This window comes from Pseudomonas sp. FG86 (genome assembly GCF_057808775.1).
This window is the reverse complement of record NZ_JBMDIS010000037.1, coordinates 1-14,541: the sequence shown is the minus strand read 5'-3', so window position 1 is coordinate 14,541 and position 14,541 is coordinate 1. Positions and strand designations below refer to the sequence as shown.

11 protein-coding genes are annotated in these 14,541 nt (G+C 62.5%); all 11 read right to left on the bottom strand.

Annotation, left to right across the window (positions count from 1 at the left end):
- Positions 1-7: 7 nt before the first annotated feature.
- A complete protein-coding gene (locus ACODSV_RS21530) occupies positions 8-2,449 on the bottom strand; it encodes a TonB-dependent receptor plug domain-containing protein (RefSeq protein WP_454844050.1) in 2,442 nt (813 codons plus the stop codon).
- Between the two features lie 6 nt (positions 2,450-2,455).
- On the bottom strand, positions 2,456-3,412 hold the full coding sequence (locus ACODSV_RS21525) for an ABC transporter substrate-binding protein (RefSeq protein ID WP_150055595.1): 957 nt from the start codon (positions 3,410-3,412) through the stop codon (positions 2,456-2,458).
- Positions 3,413-3,422: 10 nt separating this feature from the next.
- On the bottom strand, positions 3,423-4,256 hold the full coding sequence (locus ACODSV_RS21520) for a class II aldolase/adducin family protein (RefSeq protein WP_150055596.1): 834 nt from the start codon (positions 4,254-4,256) through the stop codon (positions 3,423-3,425).
- Between the two features lie 455 nt (positions 4,257-4,711).
- Positions 4,712-6,073, bottom strand: a complete 1,362-nt coding sequence (locus ACODSV_RS21515; RefSeq protein ID WP_150095163.1) for an LLM class flavin-dependent oxidoreductase — start codon at positions 6,071-6,073, stop codon at positions 4,712-4,714.
- 90 nt (positions 6,074-6,163) lie between these two features.
- Complete coding sequence (locus ACODSV_RS21510; RefSeq protein ID WP_150055598.1) at positions 6,164-6,598, bottom strand: RidA family protein; 435 nt, start codon at positions 6,596-6,598, stop codon at positions 6,164-6,166.
- 11 nt (positions 6,599-6,609) lie between these two features.
- Positions 6,610-8,193 carry a flavin monoamine oxidase family protein gene (locus tag ACODSV_RS21505; protein ID WP_150055599.1) on the bottom strand — a complete coding sequence of 528 codons (1,584 nt, stop codon included), beginning with the start codon at positions 8,191-8,193 and terminating at the stop codon, positions 6,610-6,612.
- Positions 8,194-8,205: 12 nt separating this feature from the next.
- Positions 8,206-9,129: an ABC transporter substrate-binding protein gene (locus ACODSV_RS21500; protein WP_024076400.1), complete on the bottom strand. Its 924-nt coding sequence runs from the start codon at positions 9,127-9,129 to the stop codon at positions 8,206-8,208.
- An 18-nt stretch (positions 9,130-9,147) separates the two neighbouring features.
- Entirely contained in the window at positions 9,148-9,921 is a 774-nt protein-coding gene (locus ACODSV_RS21495; RefSeq protein WP_024076401.1) for an amino acid ABC transporter ATP-binding protein, read from the bottom strand.
- Positions 9,914-10,879, bottom strand: coding sequence for an amino acid ABC transporter permease (locus tag ACODSV_RS21490; protein ID WP_150055726.1), 966 nt, complete (start codon positions 10,877-10,879; stop codon positions 9,914-9,916). The genes ACODSV_RS21495 and ACODSV_RS21490 overlap by 8 nt, the downstream gene beginning before the upstream one ends.
- Positions 10,880-10,895: 16 nt before the next feature.
- Entirely contained in the window at positions 10,896-13,289 is a 2,394-nt protein-coding gene (locus ACODSV_RS21485; protein WP_454844051.1) for a TonB-dependent receptor plug domain-containing protein, read from the bottom strand.
- 490 nt (positions 13,290-13,779) lie between these two features.
- On the bottom strand, positions 13,780-14,043 hold the full coding sequence (locus tag ACODSV_RS21480) for a DUF6124 family protein (protein WP_150095566.1): 264 nt from the start codon (positions 14,041-14,043) through the stop codon (positions 13,780-13,782).
- Positions 14,044-14,541 lie beyond the last annotated feature (498 nt).

Here is a 14,541-nt window from a genome sequence, read left to right as displayed (position 1 = left end):
GTCCTCATCAGAAGGTATAGGTGGCGCGGGTGTACCAGAAGGCCCCGTAGGGATCGAACGGCGAGATGCTGCCGAACTTCGGAAACCCGTTGACATCACCCTGGGGAAACGCGTTGTTGTCGGCCTTGACGTTGAGCAGGTTATTAGCGCCCACGGCCAGGTTGAGGTCCTTGGTGAAGTTGTAGGCCACCTCCAGGTCAGTCAGCCATTTGGCCCCGTAGGTCACGTCATACGCGGGGTTGGCGTCGCGGGCGATAACCTTGTCGTATCGGTTCAGCGAGGCGTTGATGTCGAACTGGTCGACCTTCCAGTTGGCACTCAGGATCAGTTTGGTCTTGGGGTTGGCCACGGTCAGGTAGCCCTGGGCCACGCGGTCGAACAGCACCAGGCTGCTGCCCACGGCGGTGAGTGCGGCCGGGGTCGACTTGATGCTGTCGATGGTGGTTTTGTTGTAGTTGGCGGCCACGCCATATTTGACGGTGCCCAGGGCGCCGTAATCGACGCGGTAATCGGTGACCAGGTCGATGCCACGGGTGGTGGTGTCGGCGGCATTGGTGAAGTACTTCACCCGGTAGCCGGGGCGATAACCGTTGGCTTGCAGGATCTGGTCGACGCCGTTGCCGAACAGGAAACCGGTCTGGGCAATGCGGTCGCTGATTTCGATCTGATAGGCATCCACGGTGATATTGGCTTCAGGCACCGGTTTGTAGGCGAAGCCGACGCTGATATTGCGCGACTTCTCGGGCTTGAGGGCTTCGGCGCCCAGGGCCTGGCCCAGGGGCGAATCGACCCGCACCGACTTCGCTTCGACGAACTGCGACACGCCATTGACCGTGGTGTATTGGTTGGCGGTTTGCGCATACACCGACTGCGACAACGACGGTGCCCGGAAGCCATTGCTTAACGTGCCACGCAGGGCGAACTCGGGGGTCAGGTCGTAACGCAGCGAAAGCTTGCCACTGCGGGTGTTGCCCGAGCTGTCATCGTAGTGCTCGAAACGCCCGGCCACGCCCACATAGAATTTTTCGGTGGGGTTGAGGCCAACGTCCACATAGCTCGCGTAACTGTTGCGGCTGGCCTGGCCCTCGTCTTCCGGGGTCAGAGTGATCGCGCCCTGGGCGCCCACCGCACCCGGCTGCCCGGCCAGCGGGCCACTCGGGTATACGTAGCCGCCATTGATGTAGGACAGCGGGTCGCCGGACTCGGTCTTGTAGCGCTCATGCCGGTGCTCCAGGCCGGCCGACACCTGCAACGGCTTGCTCAGCCCGACTTCAAAAGCGCGAGTCAGGTCGAGGTTGTTGGTCCACTGGTCGAAATAGTTGGTGTAGGTGGTGAAGTGCGTCGGGCTCGACGGGCCGAGCGAGGCGTTGAGGGTCTCGTCGGCACCGGCCACGCCTTTGTCGCGGCCAAAGGTCGAGCTCAGGTCCCAGTTCCATGCGGCCACCTGGCCCTTGCCGCCAGCCGCCACCTGGTAGTCGGTCTCGCGCAGGGTATAGAACGGCGCGGTGCCATCGGGATAAATCGACGGAATGATGTTGGTCGAGTTCGGCCGCCGGTAGTTCTGTCCGCCGCGCGCATCACGCTGGCTGAGGGTGGAGAACGAATACAGGGTCACATCGTCCAGGGGCAGTTCGGCGTTGTAGGCGACGTTGATCGCCTTGATTTTCGGCAGGCCGTTCTTCTGCACATCCTTGTCGTTGGCCTCGCGTGGGTCGGCGGAGCCGTCGGGCTGGCGGTAGTAGAACGCACCGGTCGCGTCCCGCGCACGCACGGCAGTCTGCTGGGACTTGGCATCCAGGGACAGATTGAAGAAGCCATCGTTGGGCAGTGCAAAACCGTTGTCGAGGGTCTGGCGGATCGTGCCGCCATCGCCCTTGGTGTACTCGCCATAGGAGGTGCTGACCGAACCGCCGTTGTCGTTTTGCTTGAGGATGATGTTGATCACCCCGGCAATCGCATCCGAGCCGTACTGCGCCGAGGCGCCGTCGCGCAGCACTTCGATATGGTCGATGGCGCTGACCGGGATCATGTCCAGGTCCACTGGGTTGGTGCCGTAGGCCGCCGTGGAATCGAGGTTGATCACCGCACTGTTGTGGCGGCGCTTGCCATTGACCAGCACCAGCACGTTGGAGCCGTTGAGACCACGCAGGCTGTAGGGCCGGGCGATGCTGTCGTTGGACGAACCCGAGGGGCGCTGGGAGAACGACGGCAAGGTTTTCTGCAAGGCGGTACGCAGGCTGCTGGAGCCGGTTTTTTCCAGCTGTTGGGCGCTGATCACATCGATGGGCGAGGGGCTGCTGGTGACGGTGCGTGCTTCGCTGCCGCGGGAGCCGGTAACGATCACCGTGTCGAGGGTGTCATCGGTGGCGCCATAGGCAGGCAGCATCGTGAAGCCTGCGAACATCAGCGGCGCGAGTTGCAAGGTGGGACGGTAGGCAGTGAGTTTCATGGCAGGTCAACTGTTCAGAATAGGGTTGAAGTCGTCACGCCACAGCTCACGGGCATCTATGCTCTGGCTGATCAAATGGTTGGCGTGAAACAGATCGGCCACTTGCTGCTGGGAGGCGATGGCACCAGCGTCGATCCCCACCAGCCGGCCCGGCTGGCTGCGCTGCTGGAACTGGCGCAGGTACAGGGTGCGATCGATACCGGTCAGCGCTTCACTGCGCTCGGCCCAGCGTTCGGGATGGGCATTGACCCAGGCCCAGGTGGCTTGCTCACGCCGCAAAAAATCGCCTACCTGGCTGCGGCGTCGAGGGTCGGCCAATACCGGTTGCGTGGTCGCAATCACATAGTTGCCGGAGTAATAGCGGCTGACATCCGCCAGCCGCTCGCCGTCCATCAGGCTGGTGGCTTGCAAGGCGCTGATGCCACCGGTGGCGATGGCGTCGACATGGCCGTTGCGAAAGGCAGTGAGCGCGTCCTGCATCGGCAGCGGCACGGGCGTCACATCGGCCAGCGACAGGCCGTTCTGGCGCAGCATGTTCAACACAAAATAGTGGGTGTTGGTGGCGCGCACGTAGCTGATGGTCTTGCCTTTGAGGTCCTGGACCGTGCGGATGCCGCTGCCTTTTTTCACCACCAGCGTGGTGTCGTTACGGTCGCCCTGGTACACGGCTACCAGCGCAATCGGCACCTTGGCAATCGCCGCGAACACCGGCGGGATCTCGCTCATGTAGGCGTAGTCCAAGTGCCCGCTGCTCAGGGCTTCGAGCACCAGGTTGCCGCCACTGATATCCACCCACTCGACCGGGTACGGCGTATCGGCCTGGCCGGCGTCCGCCAGGAAGGAAGCCGCCGTGCCCTTATAGCGCCATACGCGCAGCGGCTCGACCGCCTGGGCACCCAGCAGGGAACCGGCCGCAAGCACGCCGCTGGCCACCAGCAATTGCCGTCGGGAAAGGGTTTGCATGGGCAGTGCCTCAGTCGAGCAGGTCGGGTTCTTCGGTACGGATCTGGTCCCACAGCGGCAGGAAGTTGAGCCAGGCGAAAAACTCCTGACGTGCCTTGTCCACGCCGCCGTCACTGGCGTCCGGCGGCGGAATCAGCGGCTGGCCCGCCGAGTGCGCCAGCAGGTGCACGCGGGCGGTGTCTTCGGCGAGGATGAAACGCCAGGCGGCACTTTCGACCGTTTCGCCGGTGACCCACAGGCCGTGGTTCTGCCACACCAGCAGGTTGTTTTGGGCGAAGGCCTTCACGAAGGCCCGGCTGACGATATGGCGGTCCTGTTCCAGGGCGCCACTGGCCGTGCGCAGGGCGTGGCGCGCAAAGATCACCTGGTCATTGAGGAACGCACCGGACTCGGCGGTAATCGGGTCGAACAGCCGCCCCAGCGACGACCACACCCGGCCATGAAAGCTGTGCAGGTGAGCGATGCCGACTACCTCCGGCCGCGCCTGCTGCAAGTCGTGATGCAACTCCAACGCGCTGGTATTGAGTAAGCCTTCGCCCTCCACTACTTGGCCCTTGCCATCGACCCGCAGCAGATGCGAGACGGTGATCTGCGAGAACGGCACACCCAATGGGTTGATCCAGTATTGCTCGGGATGGATCGGGTCACGGGCCGTAAAGTGCCCTGCGACACCGACTTCATAACCCAGGCGACCAAACAACCGGTAAGCCGCAGCCAGGCGCTGTTTGCGGTGCAGGCGCTCGAGCAACGGATCGTCATGCTTGGGTATGCCGTCCAAGGCCAGGCGATTATTGTCGTAGGGCAAGGTGTAAATGGTTTGCGGGAATAACGTGGAATGACTCATGCGAGTGGACCCTGATCAGGTAACTTTTCTAGAGGCGAGCGAAAGCATGGCGCGGCCTGGGCCGGCGGCGGATCGTCAGGTGGTTTGAGTGGCAGGAGGTGAGGTCAGGTGGTCATGATCAGGAAGCCCCTCGCAGGTGGGTAAGGTCATTGCTCTCCTCCACCGTGCGAGGGGTCGGGTCGAGTGTGTCGCCAGAGGAATACCTCTATGACTGAAAGGTATTCGTCTAAGAATCGTCTGTAAAAGGCTTTGTAGTTATATTCTAATAATCAGCTTTTTTAATATTTATTAAAAATATAATTATATAATTGCATTTTTTAGAGAGGACGTTCGATCCCCCCGTGGAGTGGGCTTGAGGGCCAGGCATGCCTGAAAAAGCCAGCCCCAGCTTCGCTGTCGAGCGGGAGCAAGCGGCTTCGCCACCGCAGGCCCGCTCGCAGCGTTCTTCACCGCGTTTACGCGCCTACGGCCTGCAACGGTTCTGGCGCGGCTTGCGCACGTGCCGCCGTATGCCGATTCACCGGCACCGGCAACCCCAGGTGCCCACGCAACGTGCTGTGGCTGTACTCACGACGAAACAACCCACGCTCACGCAGCAGCGGCAGCACCTGGTCGGTAAAGCGCGCAAAGTCATCCGGCGCCCCTACATGGATGTTGAAGCCATCCACCGCCCCGTCCACAAACCAACGCTCGATCTCATCTGCCACGGTCTTGGGCGAGCCGACGAAGCTGGAGAACGGCTTGGCAAAGCGCAACGCCGCCTCACGCAGAGTCAGGCCCTGTTCGCGGGCGACTTGCTTGATGTTTTCGGCATGCCCGCGATAGCCATTGCTGCCCAGGTCGCCCAGGTCGGGGAAGGGTTCGTCCAACGGGTACTGGCTGAAGTCGTGGTAGTTGAACGGCCGCCCCAACTGCACCAGTGCCTTGTTCAAATCCAGCTCGCCATTGCGTTCGCGGTCGATGGCCTGGGCCTGCTCATCGGTGTCGGCAATGATCGGCGAAATACCCGGCAGGATGGTCACGTGATCGGGGTTGCGCCCGGCAGCGGCGGTACGTTGTTTGATATCGCTGTAATAGGCCTGGGCGTCCTCGAAATTACCCACCCCAGCAAAAATGCCCTCGGCATAGTTGGCCGCCAAGCTGCGCCCGGATTCGGAAATGCCCGCCTGGAAAATCACCGGTTGGCCTTGGACTGAGCGCGCGATATTCAGCGGCCCGGTCACCGAGAAGAACTCGCCGTGATGGTCGAGGCGGTGCTGGCGCTGCGGGTCGAGGAACACCTTGCTCGCCTTGTCGCGCACAAAGGCGTCGTCCTCGTAGGAATCCCAAAGGCCTTGCACTACCTCCAGGTGCTCGGCTGCCCGACGATAGCGCTCGGTATGGTCGATATGCTGCTCACGGCCGAAGTTACCGGCCGCGCCTTCCAGGCCGGTGGTGACCACATTCCAGCCGGCGCGGCCGCCACTGATCAGGTCCAGGGAGGCGAACTGGCGGGCGACGTTGAAAGGTTCGGTATAGGACGTGGTCAAGGTGGCGACCAGGCCGATCTTCGACGTCGCGCCGGCAATGGCCGAGAGCAGGGTCAGCGGCTCCAGGCGGTTGAGGAAGTGCGGTGCCGAATCCGGCGTGATGTAAGGGCTGTCGACGATGAACACCAGGTCGAACTTCGCCGCTTCCGCCTGTTGCGCCCGCGCGCGGTACCAGTCGATATCGACACTGGCATTGCCCGGGATTTGCGGGTGCAGCCATTCGTTTTGCGCGGTGCCGACCCCAGTGAGGATGGCGCCGAATTTGAGTTGCCGGGGTGCTGTAGACATAGGGATTCTCCAAGGTGGACATAAGGATCATCTGGCTGAACCGGATAAAAGGTGGGAGCAAGCCCCCTCCCACCGTCTTTCCCGCTCGAATCAGGCTGTTCTGGCAGCGATGGCTTCGACTTCGACCAGCGCTCCGGGCAAGGGCAGCGCGACGACTTGCAGCGCGGTGCGTGCAGGTTTATTCGGCTGTTCAGGGGTGCCGAAGAACTGCGTATAACCGCGCTGCAATCCGGCAAAATCCAGCTTGCCGCCGGTTTCTTCGGCGCCCACCAGGAACACGCGCAGCTGCACGATATCGCCCAGGTCCAGGTCTTGCTGGCGCAGGATCTTGCGTAGTTTGTCGAACACCGACACGGTCTGTACTTCGGTACTGCCATAGGCCGCCGGCGTGCCGGCCGGGGCGTTCGGATCAGCCAGGTCCGGCAAGGTCCCGCTGACAAAAATCAGGCTGGCGGACGCGGGTACGGTGACGGTTTGCGAGATCGGGAAATCGCCGACGCTGGTGCGTTGAATGCTGTCGCTCATGGTGGGGTTCCTCAGGAGGCGGCCACTGCCGCAAGGTGGGTTTGTCGGGTAACGCGCTCAGCCAGTTGCGCCACCACATGCCGCGCCGAGTTGGCCGCCGATTCCTGCCAGATGCCCACGCCGCTTTGCACCAGGCCGTCGCCAGCGAAGTACACGCGGCCGTGGCCTGCTTCGAGCAAGGCGCTGGCAGCGGCCGGGAAGTGCTCACGTTGCAGCCACGGCCCTTCGCTGAAAGGGATCTGTTCCCAGGACACGGCCAGCGGGTGGCGCAGGTACCTGGAATACCCAGGATGCAACAACTCCACCGCCTCCTTGGAGGTGGCGTACTGCTGGTCGAACGGTTGCGCGCCAAACACATCGGCACCCTCCCCGGTCACATAGCCCGCCACCAACAAGCCCTCGCGGGTGTTGAGGTCGTTGCTGGGGTACCAGAGCAGGCGTGCCGGGTGTTCGATCCAGGACAGGCCGCCGTAGGTGCGGTAGTCGGTTTCCCAGAAACGCGGCGATTGCCACGCCACTTTCGTCGCCTGGTCGCTGCGGGTGCTGAGCAGCGCGGCTTTGATCGGCTCGCTGAAGTCGGTGTCGAGCCTGGCCACCAGCGGCAGCGGTAGCGTCGAGACCAGGTAATCGGCGCGCACCACCTGTTCGCGGCCGCTGCGCTGGTCGTGATAGGTCACCGCGACACCGTCGTCCAACTGGCGGATCTGGCGGACCTGGGCGTCCAACTGCACGTGATCGCTGACGCGCTGGTAGAAGGCATCGGTGATGCGGTCCATGCCGCCCACCGGCTGGAACATGGTCGCCGAGAACTCCGGGAACTCGGTGTGCAGCAAGGCGCCCCACAGCTCGGGGTGCAGCAGTTGGTCCAGCGCCAACGGGCGGCGGCTGGCAGGCAAGGCGCCAGGGTGGGCGGGGGATTCCAGGTGCCCCGAACGGATCGTGCCCTCAAAGGCCAGCTCCTGGGACAGGTCGCCATACACCTGCAGGAATGCCAGCAAGCGCGTGCGTTCCTCGGCGCTCAGCACATCGTCAAGCGCATCGCGCTGCACCGCTTTGGCCAGCAACCCGGACAAGTGCCCGCGCGCATCGTTGATCGCCTGGCCAACCGTAAACGCCGGCTGGTTCACATCCGGCCGTACCTGGGCGCCATGGCTGCTGTTGACCAGCACTTCCAGCGGCACGCCCAGTTCACTGCAATAGTCGAGGATCGTGCGGTGCTGGCTGGGAATACGCGCAGGCCCGGCATTGAAGTAATGCCCCGGGTCAAACGCTGCGGTCTGTGTACGGCCATCCTTGTAATCCACACGGTCGCCATGGCGCAGGGTCCAAGTGCGCCCGCCTACGCGGTCGCGGGCTTCCAGCACCTGCACGGCGAAGCCGGCGCGGGTCAGTTCCAGGGCGGTGACCAGCCCGGCAATCCCAGCACCGAGCACCAGCACGCGGGTGCCCTGCCCCAGGCCGTCCTTGAGTTTCAGCGGTTGCGGCCGGCGGTGCGACGACGGCCCCAGGCCGAGTACCGCGAGTGCATCCTTGACGGCTTTTTCGCCGCCTACCGCAGCGATGCTGGATAAGGCTTCACGTCGTGTCAGTCCCATGGTCGATACTCCTTAATCCGGCAAGCCCGGCGGGTTGATCAGCGACTTGTCGACCCGCTCCACATCCAGGCCCCAGCGTTGCAGCACCTGTTCGTATTGGCCGCCGGCAATCGCGCCTTCCAGGGCCGTGTGGATTGGCTTGACCAGGCCGTTGTCCTTGCGGGTGGTCACGGCAATGTCCGCCTGCAACGGCCAGCCACCGTTCACCGTGCCGACGCGCTTGATGCCGCCGGTGATCGCCGCCGAATAGGCGTACACCGAGTTAGGCCCGAACAACGCATCGCTGCGCCCGGATTGCACCGCCAGTTGCGCGGCGGCCTGGTCGTCGAAGTACTGCAACAGCGCGGGCTTGAGGCCAGCCTTTTCATTGGCCTCGTTCCAGGCCAGCAGGACCTTTTCCTGGTTGGTGCCGGAACCCACGATGATCTTCAGCCCGGCGATATCGGCCGCCTGTTTGATCTCGCTGATCTTGCTGGTGCTCTTCACATAAAACCCGAGCACATCCTGGCGATACGTGGCGAAGTCAAAACGCTTCTTGCGCGCCTCGGTCACGGTGACGTTGCTGATCACCGCGTCGTACTTGCCCGAGCTGACGCCCAGGGGCCAGTCTTCCCAGCTGGTCTGCACCACATTGAGTTGCAGGCCGAGGCTGTCGGCCACCAGTTGCGCGGTGTCGGCTTCGCTGCCGATGGTGGTCTTGTCATCGCTGGCCAACAGCGCCAGGGGCGGCCCGGCCACACCGGACACGGCCACGGTGAACTTGCCCGGCTGGGCGAACTTGAAGCCCGGCGGGATCTGCGCGATGGCCGCTTCATTGCGCGGCGCATGGATGCGCGGGCGGTCGGGGCTGAGGTCGACCTGTTGCACGGCAAATGCGTGTTGCGCGGTGCTGACGGCCAGCGCCAGCAGGGCCACGCGGGCAGTATTGATAAACATGGGCAGTCACTCCTTGAACTAAAGCACCTTGCCGAGAAAGGCCGCGGTGCGGGGATGTCGGGGTTGGCGGAAAATCTGTTCGGGCGGGCCCTCTTCGATCAACTCGCCGTCGCAGAGGAACACCACGTGGTCGGCCACTTCGCGGGCAAAGCCGATTTCGTGGGTGACGATCACCAGGGTCACGCCCAATCGGGTGAGGCCCTTGATCACGTCGAGTACTTCGCCCACCAGTTCCGGGTCGAGGGCTGAAGTGGGCTCATCGAACAGCAGCACCTTGGGGTCCAGCGCCAGCGCACGGGCAATCGCCACGCGCTGTTGCTGGCCGCCGGAAAGCTGGCGGGGGTAGGCATCGACCTTGTCCGCCAGGCCGACCTTGGCCAGCAGCGCCGTGGCCTTGGCCTGGGCGTCGGCCTTGCTCCAGCGCTTGTGCGCCAGCGGCGCCTCGGCGACGTTCTCCCAGGCGGTCAAGTGCGGGAACAGGTTGAAGTTCTGGAACACGAAACCCACGTCGATGCGGCGCTTGAGAATCTCGCGTTCCTTGAGTTCGTAAAGCAGGTCGCCCTTGCGTCGATAGCCGACGTATTCACCGTCGATGGTGATGTGCCCGCTGTCGATCTTTTCCAGGTGGTTGATGGTGCGCAGCAAGGTCGATTTACCCGAGCCGGACGGCCCGAGAATCACCGTGACCTTGCCTGGATCGATGGTCAGGTCGATGTCTTTCAACACCTGTTGATTGCCAAAGCGCTTGCCCACGCCCTGGATCTGGATACGGCCGGCGCGGGCGTCACTCATGGGATTTCTCCTTGAGCCAGCGACGGATGCGCTGCAGCGGGGTCGGCGGCAGTACACGCGCAGTGCCACGGGCGAAATACCGCTCGACGTAGTACTGCGTGCTGGTGAGCACGGTGGTGATGATCAGGTACCAGACGGTGGCGACGATCAGCAGCGGGATCACCGCCTGGGTGCGGTTGTAGATGACCTGCACGGTGTAGAACAGCTCCGGCAAAGCCAGTACGTAGACGATGGACGTGCCTTTGACCAGGCCGATGATTTCGTTGAACCCCGACGGCAGGATCGAACGCAGCGCCTGGGGCAGGATGATCCGGAAGATACGCCGCGACGCAGGCAAACCGAGGGCCGCTGCCGCTTCATGCTGGCCGGCATCTACACCGATCAGGCCACCGCGGATGATCTCCGCCGCGTACGCCGCCTGCATCAGGCTCAAGCCCAGCACGGCCACGGTGAATTGGCTGAGCACGTCGACCGTCGACCACTCGGCGAACACCACGCCGGTGAACGGTACGCCGAGCACGATGTGGTCGTACAGGTAGGCGAAGTTGTAGAGGATGATCAACACCAGCAGCGCCGGCATCGAGCGAAAAAACCAGATATAGCCCCAGGCCAGGGCCGCCAGCAGTGGCGAGCCCGAGAGCCGTGCCAACGCCAGCGCGGTGCCGAGGATGACGCTGAACAGCGTGCTCAGCAGCGTCAGCAACAGCGTCTGGCCAAGGCCGCGCAGCACCGACGGCGAGAAGAACCACTGGCCGAACACGCCCCACTCCCAGCGCGGGTTGGTGGCCAGGGAATGCACGATGGCGAGCAGCACCAGCGCGGCAAAGATCGACCCGGCCCAGCGCCAGGGATGGCGCGCGGGCACCACCTGCAGGGCTTTGATCGGTGTGGACACACGGGCCTGGCGCACCGTGCTGGGCGAGTCAATCAGGTCATAGGATTTGGCGACGATGGGCATGTGTGACTCCTCGGCCTTAGAAGGCATAGGTCAAGCGGGTGTAGTAATACCCGCCGGTAAAACCGTAGGGCGAATAGGTGCCGTAGCTGGCAAGCATGGTGCTGCTGGGCACGCCTTGTTTCTTGGGATAGAGGTCGAACAGGTTCTTGGCGCCGACGGCGATGTTCAGGTCCTTGGTGAGGTGGTAGCCAAGGTCCAGGTCAGTGATCCACTTGGCGCTGTAGACGCGGTCCAGGTCGCGGTTGGCCGATGAGTTGACTTCCTTGTAGGTGCCGTAGCGGGTCAGGGCCAGGTTGAGGTTGAAGCGATCGATGCTCCAGTCGCCGCCGAGGATCAACTTGGTGTTGGGCTGCACCCCAGTGATCAGGTTGCGCGCCTCGCGATCCATCAGCTCATAGGAGGTGCCCAGGATGTTGGTGGACTCCTTGTAGTTGAGGATCTTGGTCTGGTTCCAGTTGAACGCCGCCGTCCACTTCAGCGAGCCGTATGGGCCAAGGTCCTGGTTGTAGCTGCTGACCAGGTCCAGGCCCTTGGTGCGGGTATCGGCGCCGTTGATGAAGTACTGGCCGCCGGAGGTGGAGTTGATGCCGTTGTTCTGCAATACCTGGGTGACTTCCGGGCCGAGCAAGGTGCCGGTGAGGGTGATGCGATCGCGCAGGTTGATCACGTAGGCGTCGGCGGTGAAGCTCAGGCGATCGGTGGGGGTCAGGGTAAAGCCGAGGCTGAAGTTGGTGGAGCGCTCGGGCTTCAAGTCCTCTGCGCCCAGGGCCTTGGCGGCGGCCGAACCGACTGGCAGGACACCGTAGTTGATCGACTGGTACACGCCGTCGACCACGCCATAGGTGGTCGAGCGCGCACTGAACAAGCTGTTGGCCAGGGACGGTGCGCGAAAGCCATTGCTGACCGTGGCGCGCACGGCAAATTGTGGGGTGAAGTCATAACGCGTGGTCAACTTGCCGCTGCGGGTGGCGCCCACGCCTTCGTTGTAATGCTCGTAGCGAAAGGCGGTGCCGATATACCAGTCGGGCAGCGGGTTGAAGCCCACGTCAACGTAACTGGCCAGGCTGTTGCGCGAGGCGCTGCTTTCTTCGTCCGGTGAAATGCCGTTGGTGACCTGGGCCCCGGACGAGGCGCAGTTGCCCGGCGCCACGCAGTAGCCGCCATTGGCGTAGGACGCGTAGTCTCCGGCCTGCACCTCATAGGTGTCACGTCGATGCTCAAAGCCATAGGACAGGTCCAGCGGCTTTTGCAGGCCGATATCGAAGCCGCGCTTGAAGTCGAGGTTGGTGGTCAGCTCGGTGGAAATCCACGTGCCGGAGGTGAAGCTGTTCGGCGTGGCCTCGCCTAAGGAGGGGTTCTGGTTATGGGTGGTGCCCTGCTCCGCCTCGTTGCGCCCATAGGTGGTGGACAAATCCCAGTCCCATGCGCCCACGGTACCTTTGCCGCCGAATGCGGCCTGGAAGTCGTCCTCGTCGATGTACCAGGTCGGCGTGTAGCCGGACGGGTAGCCATTGGGTCCGGTGGTGATGGTGTTGGTGATGGTCGGCAGGCGGAAGTTCTGGCCCTGCTCGGCCTTGCGCCGCGAATAGGTCGTGAAGGAGTACAGGCTCAAGCGGTCATCGATCGGCAGCTCGGCGTTGTAGCCCAGGGTCAGCAGGTTGGTCTTGGGCGTGCCGTAGCCGCCGTAGGTCGACTTGCCGGCCAGGCCATAGGCTTGCTCATAGGTGTAGCCGTTGGCGCTGGCCTTGTTGTCATCATTCTGGCTGCGCGCGTCCAGGGCCAGTTGCACGATGCCGCCGTTGCCGATTTCAAACCCCTTGTTGAGGCTTTGCTGCACGGTCTGCTTCTTGCCGTCATAGCCCTGGCCGGCGTTGGTCACCGAGGTACCGCTGGTATCAGCCTTGAGGATCACGTTGATCACCCCGGCGATCGCATCGGAACCGTACTGGGCGGCGGCGCCATCGCGCAGCACTTCCACATGGTCGATGGCGCTGATGGGGATCAGGTCCAGGTCTGCGGGGGCGGCGCCGGTGTTGATCCCGTTGATGTTCAGGGTCGCGCTGGTGTGGCGGCGCTTGCCGTTGACCAGCACCAGCACCTCGGCGGCGCTCAGGCCACGCAGGTTAGGGGCACGGGCAATGCCGCTGGCGTCCCAACCGGTTTTTTCCGGCAGGGTCAGCGACGGGATCACCGCACTCAGCGCTTCCATCAAACCGGGCTTGCCGGTGTTCTGCAATTGCTTGGCGCTGACCACATCGATCGGCACCGGGCTGCTGGTAACGGTGCGTTGTTCGGCGCCACGGTTACCGGTGACCACCACGGTGGACAGGGTGCTGTCGTCCTGGCCCTGTGCCGCTGCGGCCAGCACGGCCAGCACCAGTAAGACGGTCGGTTGTAAGACTTGCTTCATAGCCACTCCAGACATTCCAAATCGCGAAGTCGGGCAGTCACGCGGGCGGGCGCGGTGCTCGGTTTTTTCAGGGGTGTTGCGGCGATGTGGGGCTAGGTGTGGGGCAGTCGAGGGGTTTGAGTCGGCAACATACGTTGAGCTCCCTTCCAACGATTCTGCCGCGGGGCTATCACCCGGTTATGGCGCGCAGAATCTGAATCACGCTGGGTACCATCCGAGGTCAGGGGTAGGCTGTTGCGATCAAACATAACGGAATGGGTTTTGAAAATATAATGCTGTTTTGGTATAAGCTAATATTCTCTAATTTTATTATTTTCTAGTTTTTTTATTCATATAAATAATGTTTTTTTGAGGTTGGCCTTTAGTTCAGGCCGAGGTCTACCTGATGTGGGGAGATCAAACTGTGGGAGGGGGCTTGCTCCCGATGAGGGCGTGTCAGTTGATAACTCTGTGGATGACCCACTGCTATCGGGATCCCCCCCTCCCACACTTAAGCGGCGGGATAGGTTTTATCCAACGCCTTGTCTACCAGCAGTTGTACGCCTTCCAGCATTCGGCATATACCCAGCGCTACGTTGCGCGGGGCACCGTCGACCTCAAAGGCCAGGTGGGTGGCTATATCGCTGATGGAAGCCAGGTCTTGAGAGGCGTTGACTAGCAAGGTCTCCATACCTAAGTTGGCGCGCACGTTGAAGAGCCCTTCACTGGGGTCGAAGTCTTGAGGGCTTGGGGGATTTGGGCTGTCTTTGATCATGGTGGAACTCCTTGGGGAATGGAGCTGCCACGGTTCGCGGTCAAACGAAATTAGGTGGCGGCTATACGCGGGTTGACCGACCGGTCCCAAGGAACACCGGCATACCCGAAGGTATCCCGCGTACAGCTGCCGCGACACGATACAGCAGACGTAAAAAAAACGCCTGAGTCGATGTTGGCACAGGTGTACTTGGGATGCCGGACGGTCAAATCCGGTCGCTGAATTGGCAGCGACGGCGAGGAGGTTAGTCAGCACAGTTCCGAGCGACAACCTGAAAGCCTTGTCGGAAAATTCCGAGATCAACAACAGCGTCTTGTGGAGATCCAAATGTGGGAGGGGTGTTGCGACGATTCGACTTGCCCCCCGATAGCAGTGGGTCAGCCAAGGATGCATCAACTGACACGCCCTCATCGGGGCACGGGTATCTACACCACTTTTCAGATCCTGACAAATCTCCCTGTGGCGAGCGGGCTTGTCCCGCGTTGGGCTGCGAAGCAG

Excerpts from the sequence above, each read along its gene's own strand:
- ACODSV_RS21480 (WP_150095566.1), bottom strand. The coding sequence starts at position 14,043 with ATGATCAAAGACAGCCCAAATCCCCCAAGCCCTCAAGACTTCGACCCC.
- ACODSV_RS21520 (WP_150055596.1), bottom strand. The coding sequence starts at position 4,256 with ATGAGTCATTCCACGTTATTCCCGCAAACCATTTACACCTTGCCCTAC.
- ACODSV_RS21500 (WP_024076400.1), bottom strand. The coding sequence starts at position 9,129 with ATGTTTATCAATACTGCCCGCGTGGCCCTGCTGGCGCTGGCCGTCAGC.
- ACODSV_RS21495 (WP_024076401.1), bottom strand. The coding sequence starts at position 9,921 with ATGAGTGACGCCCGCGCCGGCCGTATCCAGATCCAGGGCGTGGGCAAG.
- ACODSV_RS21515 (WP_150095163.1), bottom strand. The coding sequence starts at position 6,073 with ATGTCTACAGCACCCCGGCAACTCAAATTCGGCGCCATCCTCACTGGG.
- ACODSV_RS21525 (WP_150055595.1), bottom strand. The coding sequence starts at position 3,412 with ATGCAAACCCTTTCCCGACGGCAATTGCTGGTGGCCAGCGGCGTGCTT.
- ACODSV_RS21485 (WP_454844051.1), bottom strand. The coding sequence starts at position 13,289 with ATGAAGCAAGTCTTACAACCGACCGTCTTACTGGTGCTGGCCGTGCTG.
- ACODSV_RS21490 (WP_150055726.1), bottom strand. The coding sequence starts at position 10,879 with ATGCCCATCGTCGCCAAATCCTATGACCTGATTGACTCGCCCAGCACG.
- ACODSV_RS21510 (WP_150055598.1), bottom strand. The coding sequence starts at position 6,598 with ATGAGCGACAGCATTCAACGCACCAGCGTCGGCGATTTCCCGATCTCG.
- ACODSV_RS21530 (WP_454844050.1), bottom strand. The coding sequence starts at position 2,449 with ATGAAACTCACTGCCTACCGTCCCACCTTGCAACTCGCGCCGCTGATG.
- ACODSV_RS21505 (WP_150055599.1), bottom strand. The coding sequence starts at position 8,193 with ATGGGACTGACACGACGTGAAGCCTTATCCAGCATCGCTGCGGTAGGC.